The following is a 19403-nucleotide window of genomic DNA, read 5'->3' as shown; positions in this document are numbered from 1 at the left end:
CCACAAACTTTTTAAGCCAGAGCAGATCTTAGTTGACTTCAAATTCTAAAACCTAGTCTTACGAGCGGTTAGACAAAACCATTTCACTCCATTTGTCCCACTCGCTCCATTAACGCCACAAACTGCTTCATAGTATTTCCATAACCACCATGTAACCACAATCTAGTCCGGGGGAAACAGCCTGGAGGAGCTTTGATCGAGAAATTGAGTTTTGAATCTGGCAATAGCTTCTCATCCTCACTACGCCAGCCTACTAAGCATCCCAGTCGGTTCCATATCTGTGATTCAGTTAAAGGCTCTATCTTTTTAGCAAAGAGAGTAAAGCGTGGTTTTTCTGGCTCCTGAGTTTTTTGCCACATCTGCTGCTGAACTTTCAATCCAAACTTTCCAGCACTATATTTCATCCAGAGCCGATCAATGCTGTCAAGTAAATCCAAAGAAAGCCGTCTAATTTCGGGAGCAGTTAAAGGCTTATTTTGGTTTTCCATCAAAATTAGCTTTCTGGTTTGCTCGTCTGCTTCTTTTATTTTTTCCGCCTTCAGCAGGTCTTCTAACTTCAGCAGGTTCTCTGGCCCAGTCGCCTTTTCTGTCAAAGTGTTTGTCGGTTGTTCTTGTTTTTCCAATCCTTGTTGAGAGGCAATTTCCTTGGTGCTTGTTTGCTCAATCTGGCTCCCATACACCCTTTCTAGCCTCTGCTGCATCTGTTGAGTTTGAACTGCCCCCCCTGGAACTGTTCCACGGAGAGGAACATGCAGGTTTGCTTCAGATTTAAAGACATCTCCTGTGGATATCCTCACATAGAAGTTTTGGCAAGCATGCTCACGATTATCTACAGGAAGCTCATTTACAGAAATCCATGTTTCCCAAGATTGATCCAAGTCTAACCTTACAGGAAGCGTTCTTGAAGGTTGAGCCACTGATATATGATGATTTTTGTCATCTTCGTACCAGATATGAGTTATTTCTAACAGCCTTACAGGTGATAAATTTGTCACATTTATGAAGTAATACTCGGTTGGGCTATTAGTGAAAAAAGCTCGATGAACCCTTACTTTTATTGTTCGAGAAGCATCAAAGGAAACTAGTGGAGGCTGTGTTTGATCTGTGAAAAACTTTGGTTCTAAAGGTGCTTTTAGTTTTGCTATTGCAACGTCTGGTATTGCAATAATCGGCTCTTTTCTGAGGCGATAACACAGTTCTGTTAAGCTTTTTTCATCCTCAAGTATATATTTATCGCTTCCATTGAAAATGATGGGAATATGGGGTAAATCTTGAGACGAAAAGACAACGGGAATAAACTTAGTGCATGCCAATTGATTGTTATAAAGATGTTGCCTGATGATCGTTCCTTCCCAGGTGCTTCCTCGTCCAATCCCAGGTTCTTCATCCCCTCTAAATCGCCGCTGATAGGTTTCCGTACAAACTATCAGCACAAACTCAGCCCATTCAATCCTTTTTTCCATCCACAAGTCCCACCCCTGTGGGGGAGTAAATGGATGCTTGGCTCTAACGTATCGATCTATATCAGTTTCTATTCCCCAAGGGTTTCGCAGCGTGTTTGCCAACGCCAACACACGGTCTTTGTGGGCTTCTGAGTCCCAGCTATAGCTGATAAAGACTTTGGTCGGTGCTTGTGTTTCCTCGGTCACGTGTTTCTCCGCCAAGCTTTGGATCGATTATAGTTTCTCTCTACGAGTCGGCGAGAGAGCCTTTAATAGAGACTCGTCGCCAGTTTCAGGAATTCCCCTTGGGCCACCTGCCAGTGCTGGTTGACCCAGGTGTCGAGGACGCAATCGCGGTACTTAAACCACCGCACCAAGCTCAGGGGCAGCTTCCACGTCGTCCAGGGCACGGCAATATCCTGGGCGGGCAGCTTCAGCAACCACAGAGGCCGCAACCACAACACCCCCAAGTAGCCCCCCAACAATAGTCCCGCCAGAATCACCGAGATCTGATGCCCTTGCCACAGGGCTTCCACCCGCTCTCGGGGCGTGGGGGCGGTAGTCACCAGGGCGGGGGTTTGGGCCAGGGTAGGCGTACCGCCATGAATCGCGATCGCGCCGGAGAGCAAGCACCCCGCCAAGAGGGAGTGGAAACGTTTGGCAGTCATGCCGATGGATTATAGCTGGGGGGCGCGATCGGGTAGGGCAAACGCATTCTGGCAATGAAAATATTACCCATTATCTTCGTCAGTGAGGGCGATCGCACGGTGTTCTGCACCATTGATGGGGAAATTCGCGATCGCGCGGTGTTCTGCACTATTGGCGGGGAAATCCGCGATCGCGCCATGTTCTGCACTATTGGCGGGGAAATCCGCGATCGCACGGTGGTCTGTACTATTGGCGGGGAAATCCGCGATCGCACGATGGCCTGCACCATTGACGGGGAAACTTGGCGCTTTGATTGAGCGATGGCGATATAAAGTGGGAACCTGTTACCCCCTTCGGCATTGTTTTCCTTCTCGGAGCGATCGCTGTGCTTGACCTGCGCCAGTTTTTTCAAACCACCAACCCCGCCCGCACCCCCGACCCAGAGAGGCAAACAGAACAGCAGATCCTCCCGGTCAAAAATCAGCCCACCCGCCGATTTTTGACCGGGACGGTAGCGGTGGCAGCACTGGTAACAACAGGCACTCTGGGGGTAATGACTGTTGCCCTAGGCCAACAACGCCTCGTCCAAGCCGGAACCCAACTGGAACGCGCTGGAGCCTCGGCCCTCCGACCGTTTCAATCTCAAGAAACAGAGCCCCTAGTAGCAGCCCCACGGACAACCAGTACCCTTGATGCCCTAAACCAGAAACACGGCATCACCGCCCTGGCCAATTCCCCCGCCACCAGTCCTCTCCTAGCGCTGCAAATCGCCCTAGGCACGATTCGCGCAACCCGCCTAGAAGGCCATCAGGGTTGGGTCGGGCAAGTACGCTTCTCTCCCAATGGCCAGCACATTGCCACCCTCGGGACGGATGGTACCGCACGGCTATGGGACTTGAACGGCAATCAAATCGCCCTGATGCAGAGCGAGCAGGGCCGTTTCTGGCAAGTGCTCTTCTCTCCTAATGGTCAGCACATTGCTACCAACGGAGGGGATAGCACCGTGCGGCTATGGGACTTAGAGGGCAATCAAATCGCCCTGATGCAGGGCCATCAGGGCTGGGACTCGCAAGTGCTGTTCTCCCCCAATGGCCACTACATTGCCACCAGCGGGACGGATGGTACCGCGCGGCTATGGGACTTAGCGGGCAATCAAATCGCCCTGATGCAGAGCGAGCAGGGCAGTGTCAGGCAAGTGCTCTTCTCTCCTAATGGCCAGCACATTGCCACCAACGGGGAGGATGGTACCACACGAATTTGGGACTTAGCGGGCAATCAAATCGCCCTCATGGAGGGCCATCAGGGCTGGATCTTGGCAGTGCGCTTCTCTCCCAATGGCCAGCAACTTGCCACCAGCGGGACGGATGGCACCGCGCGGCTGTGGGACTTAGTGGGCAATCAAATCGCCCTGATGCAGGGTCATCAGGGCAGTGTCAGGCAAGTGCGCTTCTCTCCCAATGGCCAGCAACTTGCCACACTCGGGGAGGATGGTACCACACGAATTTGGGACTTAGCGGGCAATCAAATCGCCCTCATGGAGGGCCATCAGGGCTGGGTCTTGCAAGTGCTGTTCTCTCCCAATGGCCAGTACATTGCTACCAACGGGGAGGATGGTACCACACGAATTTGGGACTTAGCGGGTAATCCAATCGCCCTGCTGGAGGGCCATCAGGGCTGGGTCGGGCAAGTAAGCTTCTCTCCTAATAGCCAGCACATTGCCACCAGCGGGGAGGATGCCACCACACGAATTTGGGACTTGAATGGGCAGCAAATTGCCCAGCATGAAGGGCGGTTGGGTGATCTGTCCCCGGATTGGCGGTGGGCGGCGGTGGTGCAAACAGTTCTAGGGAGCCGGGACGAAGTGGTGAAGCTGTTCCCGGTGGATGATCTAGAGGGGTTGGTGGCGCGGTCCTGTGGGCGGTTGGGGTCGTTTCTGCGCCAGAGTTCCCTGGCCACAGATAGCGATCGCGCCCTTTGCCTAGACGCTCCAGCATCGTCAACCCAGGGCGCAGAAGCGCCACGGGCAGTCTGGTCGGCTGGGGCAAGGCACGCCGACCCAGCAAGCCTGTCTTGATGCTGGGTCTCACTTCGTTTGACCCAGCCTACGCCAATCAACTATCGACTGGTAGCGATGGTCTTTGGCCGCTTCTGGCCATGCGACTCCAGGGATTGAACTCTGAGCGCCCAATCTACCTCGATTCCAGCCAATCGCGCAATCTGGGTTGGCAAAGGGGACGGGTTCCTAGACCATGGCCTTACTCCTTAGCCAGCCTCCTTTCTAGGAACCCGTCCCCTGGACTGGATTGGCAGAGCCTCAGCCCCAATCTCCGTTACAGACCTTGGCAAAATTCTTGGATGGCCTGGAGCACGGGGAGGGTGATTTCGTGGCCCATATCCCATTCTTGATAGGCCACCGAGACCTGGAGAGACTGAAGGCGATCGCGGGCTTGGTGGGCTGCTGCGATGGGCACCACAGGGTCCAGTCGCCCGTGAACCATGAACACCGGGCTGGAGGGCTGATGGGGCTGGGGATCGCTGTGAAGATAGCCGCTCAACACCAGCACCGCCGCCAGGGGAAGTTGCAAGGCCACATCCATCGCCATGGCCCCGCCCTGGGAAAACCCCGCCACCACCGTGCGCTCTAGGGGCACGGCCATCGCCGCTGCCGTCGCCTCAATCCAGTCCCGGAGCTGCTGACGAGTGGCTTGCAGATCTGCCTGGTGTTCGACTTGGGGCGAGGAGCGAAAATCGTACCCAGCAGGGAAGTCGTACCACATGCAGCCCCCCGGCACCTGGGGCAGGGGCAGGGGGGCGTCGGGAAAGATCTTGGTGTAGTGAGGCAAGTTGAGGTAGGTGCCTAGGGCGGCCAGATCTGCACCATTGGCTCCCCAACCGTGGAGGCCAATAAAGAGATAATCAACGATACCTGTGGTGGCGGGTTGGGTGATGGCCCGGAGAGTCATGGTGGCTTTGGGGTGGGAAAGGGCGTTTGCTTTCCTGTTCTACCGTTCTGGGGCTTTTCTGTATAGTGATTGGATGGCGTTTGGGAGCAGGACCATGGCGGGGCTAGCACTACTGAGTGTGTCGGACAAGACTGGGTTAGTGGCGCTGGCGCTGGCTCTGGTGGAGCAATTTGGCTTTGAGTTAGTCAGCAGTGGCGGCACGGCCCGCGCGATCGCAGATGCGGGTCTAGCCGTCACCAAGGTGGCAGACTTTACCGGATCCCCGGAGATTCTGGGGGGTCGGGTGAAGACCCTCCATCCCCGCATCCACGGCGGCATTCTGGGGTGTCCTGGTTTATCCAGCGACCAGGCGGATATGGCGGATAACGATGTCCGCCCCTTCGACCTAGTGGTGGTCAATCTCTATCCCTTTGAGCAGACGATCGCCCAGCCAGAGGTGACGCTACCGGAGGCGATTGAGCAAATTGATATTGGTGGCCCTACCCTGTTGCGGGCGGCAGCCAAAAACCATGCCTATGTCACGGTGTTGTGTCACCCCAACCAGTACGAGGAGTATGTTCAGGCGCTGACGGAGCATGACGGCAGCGTTCCCCCCGCCTTCCGCGCTGCCTGTGCTCGCCAAGCCTTTTGGCATACCGCTAGCTACGATCAGGCCATTGCCCAATATCTGACCCTAGAAACGGCGACGGATACCGAGGCCGGGGTTCCCCTGCCGGAGCGCTGGACCCTCACCGCCACCCAGCACCAAACCCTACGCTATGGCGAAAATCCCCACCAACCCGCCCACTGGTATCAGGTGGGGGCAGTGCCCTCGGGTTGGACGGCGGCGGAGCTACTCCAGGGCAAACCCCTGAGCTACAACAATCTGGTGGATCTGGAGGCGGCTCGCCGCTTGATGGCGGAGTTTCCCCCGGTGGTGCCAGCGGCGGCGGTGCTGAAGCATACGAATCCCTGTGGTGTTGCGATCGCAGGTAGCCTCGCCGACGCCTATACACGGGCCTTCAATGCCGATAATGTATCGGCCTTTGGTGGCATTGTGGTGCTCAACCAGCCTATTGACAAAGCCACCGCCACCGCCCTTACCCAGACTTTTTTGGAATGTATTGTTGCCCCTGGCTGTGACCCAGAGGCAGCGACGATTTTGAAGAAGAAGGGCAATTTGCGGGTGCTACTGTTGGCGGATTTGACCCAGGGGCCCCACCACCTGCCCCGAGCCATCGCCGGGGGACTCTTGGTCCAGACCGCCGATGACCTCCCAGACGATCCGGCGACGTGGCGGGTGGTGACGGAGCGCAAGCCAGATACAGCCCAGCTAGAGGAACTGCTATTTGCTTGGCGGGTGGTGAAGCATGTGAAGTCTAATGCCATTGTCGTTACCCGCGATCGCGCCACCCTGGGTATCGGTGCGGGGCAAATGAACCGGGTAGGATCGGTCCAGATCGCCCTGACCCAAGCGGGAGAGCAGGCACAGGGGGCAATCCTGGCCAGTGATGGCTTTTTCCCCTTCGACGACTCCGTGCGGACAGCCGCCGCCGCCGGAATTACCGCCATCGTGCAACCGGGCGGCAGCAAACGCGACGAAGACTCCATCCAAGCAGCGAATGAATTGGGTTTAGTGATGGTGCTGACAGAGGTGCGTCACTTTTTACACTAAAAGTGATCCCTTGCCTGGGCACAATTGACTCTAATTGTTCCCCATCCCTTAAATTCATGACTCAGGTATTGATCAAAGGCGGTCGCATCATCACCGCCGTAGACGATTACATCGGCGACATTCTGATCCAGGACGGACAGATCGAGGCCATTGGCCGCAGTCTCTCCGTAGCGGAGGCCGAGCACCATGATGCTACGGGATTACTGGTGCTGCCCGGTGGTATTGATGCCCATGTCCACATGGAAACCCCCATGGGCAACGACATCTATACCTGTGACAGCTTTGAAACGGGGACAGTGTCCGCCGCCTTTGGTGGCACCACCACCATCATCGACTTTGCCCAGCAGTTCCACAACGACAGCCCCAAGGCGGCCCTAGATCGCCGCCTCGCTGCCGCCGAACCCCAGTGCTGCGTAGACTACGCTTTCCACGTCATTCTCACCGACATTAATCCTGCTTCTCTGGGGGAACTGCCGGATCTGATCAACCACGACGGCGTCTCTAGCTTCAAGCTCTATATGGCCTACCCCGGCGTGTTGATGGTGGATGATGCCGCCATCTTCAAAACCATGCGCAAGGTGGGGGGCCATGGGGGGATGGTCAATCTCCATGCGGAAAATGGGGTGGTGATCCAAGCTCTGATCGAGGAGGCATTGGAGCAGGGTAATACGTCACCCCAATATCACCAACTTACCCGCCCCAGCTTGATGGAGGGGGAAGCGGCCCATCGGGTGATTCGTATTGCGGAGCTGGCGGAGGTGCCGGTCTATATTGTTCACCTGTCGGCGGCGGAAGCTCTAGAGGCGGTGGTAGAAGCCCGCGATCGCGGTATCCATGCCTTTGCTGAAACCTGCCCCCATTACCTCTTTCTGGACCATCATGAATACGAGCGACCGGGCTTTGAGGCGGCGAAATATGTGATGACGCCGCCCTTGCGGGACCACAAATGCCAACATGCCCTCTGGCGGGGACTCCAGTTCGACGATCTACAACTGGTGGCAACGGACCACTGTCCCTTTTGTTTCAACGAAAATCCCCTGGGTCTGCTGAAGTCTAAGCGGTTTGGTCAAGACGACTTTTCTAAAATCCCCAACGGAGCCCCTGGGGTGGAACTGCGCCTCACTCTGCTCTACGACGGGGGCGTTCGGGCGGGGCGGATTAACCTCAATCGCTTTGTCCAACTCACCGCCACCGCCCCAGCCAAGATGTTTGGCCTCTTTCCCCGCAAGGGCACAATCGCCGTGGGCAGTGATGCCGATATTGTCCTCTTTGACCCCAACGAAACCCACACCCTCAGCGCCAGCACCCACCATTCCCTCGTGGACTATTCCCTCTTTGAAGGACGGGAGGTGACGGGCAAGGTGAAAAAGGTGTTTCTACGGGGGCAGTGCATTGTCGATTGCGATCGCTGGTTGGGGCGGGCGGGCATGGGCCAGTACCAGCCCCGCAGCGCCTCGGGCCGGGTGCTATGAATCTGGTTCGCCATTGCCTTGCCTTTCAACCGTGGCAAAGCTTTGTGCCTATCGTCATCAAATCCGCTGCGCCTCGGTCTATGTGACTAAGGATCCAAAAGTCAACACATATACTGACTCATAAAATTTACATAGGTAAATCATGAAATTCACGTAAAGTTCCCGTCCTTTATATGAATTTTGCGTGAGGTTTTACGAGATTCCTGGGATGTGGAAAGTACGTACACTGTTCACTGCTAAAGGATACAAGTTATGGTCGTGATGAATCAGTGGTTCCAATTTATAGCAATTCCATTTGATTTTTGAAGGCCGTCGTAGTGTGGGTGCAGCCGCGTTCGCGCAGCCTCTCCACCAGGAAAAAACCCACGAAGACGTTTGCTCAAAAAAGTTCATACAGGATTGCTATAGCAAATTTTCTCAGGAGACTTAACGATGCGCCCCATCGTAGCCTTTTACCAGCAACAGCCGAATGACACCTCTAATTCTGATAAACCCCAGCCTCTCCCAAGCATCCGCTTGCCCAGGCGCAAACTTTTAGGGGTAGTAAGCCTAGTCTCTGGGTTTATGACCCTGGGGGCTATGTTCGCCCAGGTTGCCTACAGTGCGACCCTGGTGGGCACTAAGCTGGTACTGTCCGTAGATGTCTCTGGTAGCGTAGACGCGAATGAGTTTGCCATCCAACGAAATGGCTATGTTGCGGCCTTCCGCAATGCGGAGGTGATCGACCGGATTGAAAATACTCCGGGGGGCATTGCTGTCGCTTTTTCCTACTGGGCGACAACAGCAGCCACCACCATCGACTGGTTTCACATTACCGACGCTACCACCTCCAATGAATTTGCCGACCTCATTGCCGGGGCAGCCCGACCCGGTACACTGGGCGTTCCCAGTGTCGGCCCCTTAACCAGTATCATTAACGCAATGGGAAAGGCATCGGATCTCTTTGCCAATACCAGCACCTTCACCACCAATCGCCGTGTACTGGATATTTCCGGGGATGGGACTAATAATTCTGGCGGTAATCTCAATACCTTAGCCGCCGCACGGCAGAACCTCTTGGATCAAGGGGTGATTATCAATGGGTTGCCCATTTTAGATTCCCCATCGAGTACCCTGGATGACTACTACACGAACAATGTCATTGGTGGGGAGGGCTCCTTTGTAGAGGTTGCAGCCAGCTTTAGTGACTTCGAGCAAGCAGTTCTGAACAAAATCAAGAAGGAAATTGTGGTGCTTCCCCCCGACCCTGGGCCAGGAACCTCGGTGCCAGAACCTGGTGTCACGGTGGCCTTAATGCTGTTTGGGGCCGCAACTCTAAGTTCGGTGTTACGGCAAGCATAAGGAGTATCCGTAGGATGGGCAAAGGGCATAGCCCTTTGCCCATTACCTTCAGGGATTGGAGGCCGGAAATCGTCGAGGGAAGATTACAATTTATTAAAGTACTGCTTAATGAAGCGTAATCTGCCTCCCTATGCCAACCCTACCTGCCTCCACTGCAACTACTGATCTGTCCTACACCTTGGCGGATTGGCGCAGTGGCTACCGTTCCCAGCCGAAGGAGTTTGCCTACTGGATTGACGCGGTGGAGGGAGTCATTCCCCCGGAACTGAGCGGCACTCTGTTTCGCAACGGGCCGGGGCTACTGGATATCCATGAATACCCCGTCCGCCATCCCTTCGATGGAGACGGCATGATCAGCAGCATTGCCTTCTCCCAAGGGCGGGCCTATTATCGCAATCGCTTTGTGCAGACAGCGGGCTATGTGGCGGAACAGCAGGCCCAGAAGCCCCTGTATCGGGGGGTCTTTGGTACCCAAAAGCCTGGGGGACTCTGGGCTAATGCCTTTGATCTACGGCTGAAGAATATTGCCAATACCCACGTCATCTACTGGGGCCAAAAGCTTTTGGCGTTGTGGGAGGCGGCGGAGCCCCACCGTCTGGATCCCACGACCCTGGAAACTCTGGGGCTGGATAATTTAGATGGGTTACTTCAGCCAGGGGACGCCTTTGCGGCCCATCCCCGTATTGATCCGGGGGATGGGGGAGTACCGCCGCGCTTGGTAACCTTTTCCCTTAAGGCGGGGATGTCGAGCACGATTACCCTGTTGGAGTTTGATGCAGAGGGACGGCTGTTGCACCGCGATGGTCAAGAATCGGCCTCAAAAGGCTATCGCACCACTGTTCCCGGCTTTGCCTTTCTCCATGACTTTGCCATTACGCCGAATTACGCCATCTTTTTCCAAAATCCCGTTAGCTTCAATCCCTTGGGGTTTATTTTGGGGAGCAAGGGGGCAGCGGAATGCATTCATTTCAACCCCAAGCAGCCGACCAAGGTGCTGCTAATCCCCCGCCAAGGTCAGGGGGCGGTAATTACGGTTGAGGCTCCCCCCTGCTTTGTTTTTCACCATGCCAATGCCTTTGAAGAGGATGGCCAGGTGGTGATCGATTCTATTGCCTATCGGAAGTTTCCATCTCTGGATGAGGGTATGGGCTACGAGATGGTGGACTTTAGCCAACTGCCGGAGGGGCAACTCTGTCGGTTCACCGTGGATGTAGCGACGCGGAAACTGACAGCCAAAACTTTGGTTGAACGCTGTTGCGAGTTCCCAACGCTGCACCGAGATCGCGTTGGTCGCCCCTACCGTTATCTCTATATAGGGGCAGCCCACCAACCTACGGGCAATGCGCCCCTCCAGGCACTCCTAAAGCGGGATCTACTCACGGGTGAGGAGCAGATGTGGAGCGAGGCCCCTCGGGGCTTCATGGGAGAACCGATCTTTGTGCCCCGTCCAGGGGCCACGGTGGAGGATGACGGCTGGGTGCTATGCCTCACCTACAATGCCGCTCGCCAATGCTCGGATGTGATCATTGTCAATGGGCAGAATATTTCGGCAGGTCCCATAGCCCGACTCAAACTCCACCACCATGTCCCCTACGGCCTCCACGGCAGCTTCACGGAGACCTACTTCGGTCCTTAGTACTCAGTCAACTTTGCCTTTGTGAGTCTGCGTAGGTTGGGTAAAACGAAGGGTCACCCAACAGCGGTGGGCCATGTTGGGTTCCGCTAGCGCTGCACCCAACCTACAACCAGAAAAAGCCCGGTTTGCGAACAAACCGGGCTAGGCATGTGTTATCAGGGAGTGAGACAGATGTCTTCGATGAAGTTGACTTCACCCCTAAGGCTGGGATTTCCAGAGCGTTGGGGTAATTTTTCTGTTTCAGTTATTTTCCCGACAGAACGTCTCTAAATCTATTGTGCGCACAGCCGTCATTCGGATTGAGTTTTTACTCGGATTGAGTTTTTACTAATGAACTATCTCAGGATGCGGGTGGTGCCCTGGGGCGTCATGGCTACGACCCGTTTCGCTAAGCCTAACCGCCGTAGGAGTTGAATGGTCCACCAAGTGACATCCACTTCCCACCAGCGCCAGCCCGTCTGGGCGGCACGGGGATGGGCATGGTGGTTGTTGTGCCAGCCTTCTCCGTAGGTCAGGAGGGAGACCCACCACAGGTTGCGGGAATTGTCTTTGGCGGCAAAGGTGCGATAGCCCCAGCGGTGGGTGGCGGAGTTGACAAACCAGGTGGCGTGCCACAGAAACACTGCCCGGACAAAGATGCCGTAGATCACCCAAGACCAACCGCCTAGGGCATAGAGTCCTGCGGCTAGGGGCAGTTGGAGCAGCAGAAAATAGCGGTTGAGCCAACGGTAGAAGGGTTGGCGCATAAGGTCTGGCGCATATTTGCCGTAGCGCTTTTGATCAAAGGTATCGGCTTGTAGGTAGATTAGCCAGAGCACATGGCTCCACCAAAATCCCCGTTTGGCGGAGTAGGGATCGGCGGCTACGTCTTCTGTGAAGGCATGGTGCCGTCGATGCCCCGCTACCCAAAAGATAGGTCCGCCTTGGATGGATAAAGCGCCGAGAAATGCGATCGCATATTCGAGCCAGCGGGGCACCTGAAAGCTCCGGTGACTAAGCATCCGGTGATAACCCAGACAAATGCCGATGCCGCCAAATAGCCAGTGCAGCAAGACGGCAACCCCCAGGGCTGACCAAGAGAAGAAGAAGGGGGCGGCCACTAGTGCAATGAGGTGAAACGCACTAAAAAAACCGAGGCTAATCCAACTAAACTGCTGGGTCGGCTGAGTGTTGTAGGGGGCTAGGGCTGCCCCTGCTGGACTAGAAATCATAGGAATGTCCTTGTTTAGCATCGCCTGTTATGGTGAGATGCAAGTGTCACTTACATCCATAGCGATACGCTAACAGTATTTCCCAAAACATGCAAGTGACACTTGCATCTCCTCTAGCCTCCTACTGCCCTACTAAGGGACGTGCAATTAAATAACATCCCACCACCAGACCAATATCGGTCACCCACTCACCGGGCATCCTTCATTAGGCGCGGCATCTCTGCGGTGCATTGCTTCGCGTTGCGCAAGCGACATAAAAGGCGAAGCCGCGCCTTAGCGTTATGCACCCTCCAACCCCAACTGAAGATGGTGCATTGCTTCGCGTGGGCGAAGCCACGCCTTAGCGTTATGCACCCTACGGGACATTCAACTCAAAACTCAAAACTCAAAACTCAAAACTCAAAATTCCCTCACACCCTCACACCCAAGCCCTTCGGGCAGGCTTCGCCAACACACCCCCACACCCTCACACCCCCATACCCTCACACCCCCCCACCGTCCTCCCATGACCTCTCCCTCCACCCGCGATCGCTTAATCCAAGCTGCCCTAGACCTATTTGTGTCCCAGGGAATTAGCAATACCACCACGCGCCAAATCGCCAACTTGGCGGGGGTGAACGAGGTCACGCTGTTTCGCAACTTTGGCAACAAGTACGGTCTATTGCTGACAGTGATTGAGGAATCTCCCCTCTTTGCTGAATTGCCAGAAACCCTACGGCGATCGCTGCCGCCCAGTACTGATCTAGCCCAGAGCTTTTCGGCCTATGTCCAGGCCAATCTCCGCCTGTTGGGTCAGGTGCCGGAACTGGTACGCTCCCTGATCGGTGAGGCAGACCAATATCCACCCGAAAATCGGCGGGCCATCGGGCAATGCCTGACCCAGGCTACCCGTAGTGTGGCGGAATATTTTGCCCCCGCGATCGCAGATGCCGATCTAGCCCCGCCTCTGTCCCCCGACCAGTTTGCGGCCCTCCTCCACTGTCTACTGTTGGGCTACGCCGTTATTGAATGCACCAGTGAAGCCCATCAACTCTGGCCTCACCAAGACCAATTCATAGACACCGTGACCCAGCTCTTTTTGAGACCCCAGCCCATCACCGCCCTGAGACTCCCCATCCCTATTGCCCCTGCCACTGATACCCCCGCTACAACCGTAATGGACCTACCCCCCTCCCTGGTGCAGACCATTCTCCAATCAGCCCGCAAAGCCAGCCCCCAAGACTATGCCCTCGCCTATGGCATCCTAGGCGCGGGCCTATTCCCCACAGAGGTCGTTTATCTGCAACGGATTCATCACAGCAGCGAGCCCCAACAACAACTGTTACGCCTGAGCAGCCCCCAGGGCCGTCGCCAAGTCGCTATCAACCAGTGGATTGGCGGAAAGCGCTACGGTACACCCAAAAACAATCCCCTGACCAAGTGGCTCAAAACCCGTAAAGACGATCTGCCTGCCCTATTTCTAGACGAGACCGATACCCCCCTCACCCTGACTACGGTGCAGCACCATTGGCAACGTTGGACTGAAGGACTCCGTACCCCCGAAGGGCAGCCCCCCAAACTAATCCAGGCCCACCAAACCTGGTGTATCGACATGCTCATGCGAGGCATCAGCTTGGAAAATCTCACCCTTCTCACCGGGCAATCCCTGGAGCAACTTCAGCCCTATGCCGATCGGGCCAGAGAGAAGATTGCCCTAGAGCAAGCAATTCGTTTGGATCGCAAACCCACCTCCCCGCCCTCAGCTCCGCCCCCCACTTCTGGGGGAATCTAAACCGAAAAAAGGGTTTGAGGAGAGGGCTCGGGGCTTGGCAGCGTTCCCTGGATTAGCACAAACAAAAACCCGCGCCCCTACGGCGACATCCTGCATTGGGCGCGGAAACGCGCCCCTACGGAAAAAACAAAACAACTAGATGACCCGGCACGGGGCAGGGCGGGTTTTGCCAGCCCAGTCCTGAATCACCCACCTAATCCTGGCAAAACCCGCCCCTAGGGTTCTTCCCTATCACCTATCACCTGTCACCTATCACCTTCCCCCCACCCCCACGCCATGCATCCAGGACTCAACTCGGCAAAATCTGAGGCGACGGGAGTTGTAAGGCAACTGCCCTAGGACTGGAGTCTGCTTCAGAGAGCATCTCAGGGGCCTGAGGCGGGATTAATGCCGTAGCCACCTGTGCCACCTGCTCCGGTCCCAACTCTTGAAGGGCGATTAACCACTCCGCCGCCCGATCCAGCAGATCTGTGACATTGATACCGTAATAGGTTGGTTCGTAGGGTTCTAGACGGCGACTGCCCTCCCCAAAAAGAATTGCCGCCCCTCGCCAATTGTGATTACTCAGGTGATAGAGAGCCACAGCGATTTGTAAAATACCCTGGTAAAAAGGCTTGTCAGGGATATCCGCCGTCATCCAAATCGCCTCTAGGGTGTCATGGCAATCGTAGAACTCACCTTGATTAAACTGGGCGATTCCATCCCGGAAGGTAGGGGGGGGAGGCATGGGGTGTGGGGGTGTGGGGGTGTGGGGGTGTGGAAACCGCGCTCAATGGATGCTGCTGTCAATAGAATTTTAAATTTTGAGAGGTGAACGGGGGATCTGGGGGCCAATGGGGGAACTGGCTACAGATCCAAAGATTTCTAAAGAGAAATGGTATTCTCCACTGGATAGTGTGCGTGTGTGAGGAGCGATCGGTCAATGGTAGGGTCTTCTGTACGCTTGGCGGTGAATGGGGCAGTGCCTACAGTGGAGACAACCCAGTGGGGATCGCTGGTGTTACCGACCTCTCCCCTGTTTGGCACCGATGGAATTCGGGGGCAGGCGGGGCAACTGTTGACAGCTCCTCTGGCGATGCAGGTCGGCTACTGGGCAGGTTTGGTGTTGCAGCAGCAGGGTGGTGCTGTGGGACCTGTTTTGGTGGGTCAGGACTCGCGCACCTCTGGCTATATGTTGGCCACAGCCTTGGCGGCGGGGTTGACCTCGGCGGGTTTAGATGTGTGGCAGTTGGGGCTGTGCCCGACGGCAGCGGTGGCCTACCTGACCAAGGCTATGGGGGCGGTCGGCGGCATTATGATTTCCGCTAGCCACAATCCTCCGGCGGATAATGGCATCAAGTTCTTTGCCGCAGATGGCACCAAGCTGCCGGTTCTCCTTCAGCAGCGTATTGAGGCGGCACTGCGGGGCACTGGAGACCTGCAACCGGCGGCAACGGGGCGCTGGGGCCAGTGCTATAGCCGTCCTGAGCTGATTGATCGCTACCTGGACTTTCTCCACGATCCCTTTCCCACAGGTTTGGCATTGGGGGGAATGCGGATTGTACTGGATATGGCTTGGGGATCGGCGGCGGGTATTGCTGAGCGAGCATTTGCGGGCACCCAGGCGAACATTGTGGGGCTCCACGGGTTACCGGATGGCGATCGTATTAATGTCAACTGTGGCTCTACCCACCTAGGAGCCCTGCAAGCAGCGGTTCAGGCCCACAATGCTGACATCGGTTTTGCCTTTGATGGCGATGCCGATCGGGTGCTGGCGGTGGATGCCCAGGGACGGATCGTAGACGGTGACTACATTCTTTATTTCTGGGGCAAGACCCTGCGGGACACGAACCGCCTGCCGGAGGACACGATTGTCTCGACGGTGATGGCAAATTTGGGCTTCGAGCGGGCCTGGAATCACTTGGGGGGAACCTTAGTCCGCACCCAGGTGGGGGATCAATACGTTCATGCTGCCATGGTGGAGCGGGGGGCTAAGTTGGGGGGCGAACAATCGGGTCATATTCTCTGCCACCACTACAGTCTGACGGGGGATGGTATTTTGACGGCGCTGCACTTGGCGGATTTGGTTCATCAGTGTGGCGGCTCTCTTTCCGCTCTGGTGGATCGAAGTTTCCAAACCTATCCCCAACGGTTAGAAAATGTGCGGGTCGCGGATCGCGATCGCATTAAGCATTGGCAAGACTCTGCGCCGATCCAAACTGCGATCGCGGCAGCCCAAGCAGACATGGGAGATCGGGGCCGGGTGCTGGTGCGCCCCTCCGGTACAGAACCCCTGATTCGCGTCATGGTAGAAGCCGAGCACCAATCCCTAGTGGATCACTGGACTGATCACATTGCCCTAACCGTCCGACAACATCTCGTGGGGTGAGGCCATTACGCCCATCAGAGACCTGCTGTAACCAATGCAACTTTATTTGAGCGGCATTTTGCCCTATGGTGCTGACTAATCCCACCCTCTAGTGATCAAACAATGGCCTTCAACGTGAAGACGCTGCTGCGGGACGAGCGATTCTGGAAAATTGCCTTCCAGGTGTTGACCGTTCTGGTAGTCGGGGCACTAATTGCCTTTTTCCTAGGCAACTTAAATCGAAACCTGATTCGTCAGGGTAGCCCTTTTGGCTTTAGGTTTTTACTCAACCCAGCGGGCTTCAGCATTGGCGAGAGCGCCATCAGATACCTGCCCCAGGATCCCTACTGGAAAGCTCTCGCCGTAGGGCTATCGAACACCGTAACCCTGGTAATTGCGGGCATTGTCTTCACCACCATTGTCGGGGTGACAGCGGGGGTCGCCAGTTTTTCCCCCAACTGGCTCCTCTATAAAATCAGTCGGGCTTACGTTGGCCTAGTACGCAACGTTCCGCTGCTACTCCAGCTCTTCTTTTGGTACTTCGCGGTCTATAGCAATCTGCCCCGGCCCGCAGACCAAATTAATGTTTTGGGGCTGATGTATCTCAACAACCGAGGGGCCTATCTACTCTGGCCGGCAACGGCCCAACTGGCCTTGCTCGGAATTGGGGTCATTGTGGTGGGCTTAGTAGGCAGCTTTTTCCTTTGGGGGTGGTACACCCAAGTTCGGGTGGCGACCGCAACTGGCGGTCAATCCCAGCTTTACGGCCTAGTGGGGCTGGTGGCGATTGTGCTCCTAATCGTCATCTTTGGGTTGAACTGGCGCGTTCCTGAGGCCGTAGAGGGTGGCGGTGTTACGGGCGGGTTACGCCTCTCGCGGGAATATGTGGCAGCCCTATCAGCCCTAGTGTTTTACACTTCTGCCTTTGTCGCGGAAATTGTCCGGGCAGGCATCCAATCGGTTTCTAGAGGCCAGTGGGAAGCAGCGCGATCGCTGGGTCTGTCCGCTGGGGCAGTCATGCAACTCGTCGTCTTTCCCCAGGCCATGCGGGTGATCATCCCCCCCCTCAACAGCGAGTACATGAACCTGACCAAGAACTCCAGTCTGGCCTTCGCTGTTGCCTTCCCGGAAATCTATTCCATTGCCAACACCACCTTTAATCAGACAGGTCGCCCTGTAGAGGTGTTTGTGGTCTTGATGGCCACCTATTTGGTGATGTGTCTAGCCATCACCGTTGTTATGAACCAGCTCAACCGAGCGGTGCAGTTTAAGGAGCGCTAAGCCATGACCACCGCAACTCCCGATTCCTTTTCCTCTGGCCCCCCTGCCCTAGTCAAGACTGGCCCCCTCGCATGGGTGCGTAAAAACCTGTTCAACGACTGGTTCAACAGCCTGCTGACGATCATCATTACTGCGATTTTGGGATTTGGAGCCTATCAGATGGTGATCTGGGCCTTTACCAAGGCCCAGTGGATCTTGATTCCGAACAATATCGGCCTGTTGATGTCAGGCACCTATCCCTCGGCAGAATACTGGCGGATATGGACTCTATTGGGGATTATTTGCACCCTAGCAGGACTGTCTTGGGGGGTTATCGCCCGCAATCTCCCCCGTCTATTCAGCCCATCGGTACTGGTGGGTCTGGGGGTCGTTTGTGCCTTTTTTGTCCTGTTTCCGCCGACTCGGCCCAGTAGCGCTATTTTGCTGCCCATGGTGGCAATTGTGGCGGCAACGGCCTGGGTAGGATACGGGGTAGGACAAAAGGTGCCGGGATTGGGGAAAGGGCTTTCCCTGCTGTGGTTTTTGTCCTATTTCGCTGCGCTGTGGCTGATCGGGGGTGGCTTGGGCCTCCGAAATGTGGTGACCAATGACTGGGGTGGGTTAACCCTGACGCTGTTCTCTGCTGTCAGTGGCATTGCCCTATGTTTTCCCCTAGGGCTGCTGATGGCCCTGGGTCGCCGCAGTGAGTTGCCCGTTGTGCGCTGGTTGTCTACGGCCTATATCGAGCTAGTCCGGGGCGTCCCCTTGGTAGCGTTTCTGTTTATGGGCCAGGTGATGATTCCCCTGTTCCTGCCGGAAGGGGCACGACCGGACCGGGTGATTCGGGCCATCATTGCCCTAGCCCTATTTAGTGCCGCCTATCTAGCGGAAAATGTGCGGGCAGGTTTGCAGGCGGTGCCCCGAGGCCAGCAGGAAGCTGCTGCATCCTTGGGGCTAAATACCCCCATGACCCTGGGGCTGATTGTTTTGCCCCAAGCGTTGAAAATCGCCATTCCCGCGATCGTGGGTCAGTTCATTAGTCTCTTTCAGGACACGACGCTCCTAGCGATCGTGGGCTTAGCGGAACTGCTGGGCATGGGCCGATCGGTCCTAGCCAACCCCAGCTACCTGGGACGCTATGCGGAGATGTATCTGTTCTTGGGGGTGATTTACTGGGTTTTCTGCTACTCCATGTCCCTGGCTAGTCGCAAGTTGGAAGAAAAGCTCAACACTGAGCATTAACCTGTCCCAGCTAAGTTAATTGTCTACACGCTCTAGTACCGTAGGGCGTAAATCAGCCCACTATTGTCGCACCAGCCCAACATTTTCCGGTCCCCTCGCCCCGTGGGAGAGGGCTAGGGCTTCGGCGTGAGCTCAGCCGAACGGTGAGGGGCCGAGATGTACCACGATAGAACGGTTAGGATATTTCCGCCGCAGACCACTAGTACCGCAGGGCGTAAATCAGTCCACTATTGTCGCACCAGCCCAACCTTTTTCGGTCCCCTCTCCCCCTGGGAGAGGGCTAGGGTGAGGGGCCGAGATGTACCACGATAGAACGGTTAGGATATTTCCGCCGCAGACCACTAGTACTGGGTGGCTGAAATGACCTTACCATTGAGAGGTAGGGTAAAGAGGACTTTTCTACAATGGCTAGACTG

At 55.8% G+C, this 19403-nt stretch carries 15 protein-coding genes; 10 read left to right on the top strand and 5 right to left on the bottom strand.

What is annotated here, in order from left to right:
- Positions 1-83 precede the first annotated feature (83 nt).
- Together LEP6406_RS29970 and LEP6406_RS0205160 are read right to left on the bottom strand one after the other, a co-directional pair.
- Complete coding sequence (locus tag LEP6406_RS29970; RefSeq protein WP_008309994.1) at positions 84-1649, bottom strand: GUN4 domain-containing protein; 1566 nt, start codon at positions 1647-1649, stop codon at positions 84-86.
- Positions 1650-1711: 62 nt separating this feature from the next.
- Positions 1712-2110, bottom strand: coding sequence for a hypothetical protein (locus LEP6406_RS0205160; RefSeq protein WP_008309996.1), 399 nt, complete (start codon positions 2108-2110; stop codon positions 1712-1714).
- A 54-nt stretch (positions 2111-2164) separates the two neighbouring features.
- Here LEP6406_RS0205160 and LEP6406_RS0205155 point away from each other — a divergent pair, with 54 nt between their 5' ends.
- Complete coding sequence (locus tag LEP6406_RS0205155; protein WP_008309998.1) at positions 2165-2407, top strand: hypothetical protein; 243 nt, start codon at positions 2165-2167, stop codon at positions 2405-2407.
- Complete coding sequence (locus LEP6406_RS26635; protein ID WP_051463620.1) at positions 2404-4164, top strand: WD40 repeat domain-containing protein; 1761 nt, start codon at positions 2404-2406, stop codon at positions 4162-4164. The genes LEP6406_RS0205155 and LEP6406_RS26635 overlap by 4 nt, the downstream gene beginning before the upstream one ends.
- A gap of 256 nt (positions 4165-4420) precedes the next feature.
- On the opposite strand, the gene LEP6406_RS0205145 is transcribed toward LEP6406_RS26635, so the two are convergent.
- Positions 4421-5053 (bottom strand): alpha/beta hydrolase, encoded by a 633-nt coding sequence (locus tag LEP6406_RS0205145; protein ID WP_008310001.1) that lies wholly within the window; start codon positions 5051-5053, stop codon positions 4421-4423.
- Between the two features lie 94 nt (positions 5054-5147).
- Here LEP6406_RS0205145 and purH point away from each other — a divergent pair, with 94 nt between their 5' ends.
- From purH to LEP6406_RS0205125, 4 genes are all read left to right on the top strand, one after another.
- A complete protein-coding gene (purH, locus tag LEP6406_RS0205140) occupies positions 5148-6707 on the top strand; it encodes a bifunctional phosphoribosylaminoimidazolecarboxamide formyltransferase/IMP cyclohydrolase (RefSeq protein WP_008310003.1) in 1560 nt (519 codons plus the stop codon).
- Positions 6708-6763: 56 nt separating this feature from the next.
- Positions 6764-8179, top strand: coding sequence for a dihydropyrimidinase (gene hydA / locus LEP6406_RS0205135; RefSeq protein ID WP_008310005.1), 1416 nt, complete (start codon positions 6764-6766; stop codon positions 8177-8179).
- Between the two features lie 432 nt (positions 8180-8611).
- On the top strand, positions 8612-9520 hold the full coding sequence (locus LEP6406_RS26630) for a DUF1194 domain-containing protein (protein WP_008310007.1): 909 nt from the start codon (positions 8612-8614) through the stop codon (positions 9518-9520).
- A 130-nt stretch (positions 9521-9650) separates the two neighbouring features.
- Positions 9651-11156, top strand: a complete 1506-nt coding sequence (locus LEP6406_RS0205125; RefSeq protein ID WP_008310009.1) for a carotenoid oxygenase family protein — start codon at positions 9651-9653, stop codon at positions 11154-11156.
- A 335-nt stretch (positions 11157-11491) separates the two neighbouring features.
- Here the strand turns inward: LEP6406_RS0205125 and LEP6406_RS0205120 are convergent, their stop codons facing one another.
- The gene (locus tag LEP6406_RS0205120; RefSeq protein ID WP_008310010.1) at positions 11492-12367 is read right to left on the bottom strand and encodes an acyl-CoA desaturase; all 876 of its coding nucleotides are present in this window, start codon (positions 12365-12367) and stop codon (positions 11492-11494) included.
- 505 nt (positions 12368-12872) lie between these two features.
- Between LEP6406_RS0205120 and LEP6406_RS0205115 the strand changes: the two genes are divergently transcribed.
- The gene (locus LEP6406_RS0205115) at positions 12873-14138 is read left to right on the top strand and encodes a TetR/AcrR family transcriptional regulator (protein WP_008310012.1); all 1266 of its coding nucleotides are present in this window, start codon (positions 12873-12875) and stop codon (positions 14136-14138) included.
- Positions 14139-14427: 289 nt separating this feature from the next.
- Here LEP6406_RS0205115 and LEP6406_RS26625 read toward each other — a convergent pair whose 3' ends face one another.
- Positions 14428-14865, bottom strand: coding sequence for a DUF309 domain-containing protein (locus LEP6406_RS26625; protein ID WP_036028175.1), 438 nt, complete (start codon positions 14863-14865; stop codon positions 14428-14430).
- 195 nt (positions 14866-15060) lie between these two features.
- Here LEP6406_RS26625 and glmM point away from each other — a divergent pair, with 195 nt between their 5' ends.
- From glmM to LEP6406_RS0205095, 3 genes are all read left to right on the top strand, one after another.
- Positions 15061-16506: a phosphoglucosamine mutase gene (gene glmM / locus LEP6406_RS0205105; RefSeq protein ID WP_008316138.1), complete on the top strand. Its 1446-nt coding sequence runs from the start codon at positions 15061-15063 to the stop codon at positions 16504-16506.
- A gap of 102 nt (positions 16507-16608) precedes the next feature.
- A complete protein-coding gene (locus tag LEP6406_RS0205100; protein ID WP_008316137.1) occupies positions 16609-17766 on the top strand; it encodes an amino acid ABC transporter permease in 1158 nt (385 codons plus the stop codon).
- A gap of 3 nt (positions 17767-17769) precedes the next feature.
- A complete protein-coding gene (locus tag LEP6406_RS0205095; protein WP_008316136.1) occupies positions 17770-18987 on the top strand; it encodes an amino acid ABC transporter permease in 1218 nt (405 codons plus the stop codon).
- Positions 18988-19403: the final 416 nt, after the last annotated feature.

Origin of the sequence: Leptolyngbya sp. PCC 6406 (assembly GCF_000332095.2) — a bacterium.
Taxonomy (GTDB): Bacteria; Cyanobacteriota; Cyanobacteriia; order Phormidesmidales; family Phormidesmidaceae; genus PCC-6406.
This window is presented reverse-complemented; position numbering and strand designations above follow the sequence as displayed.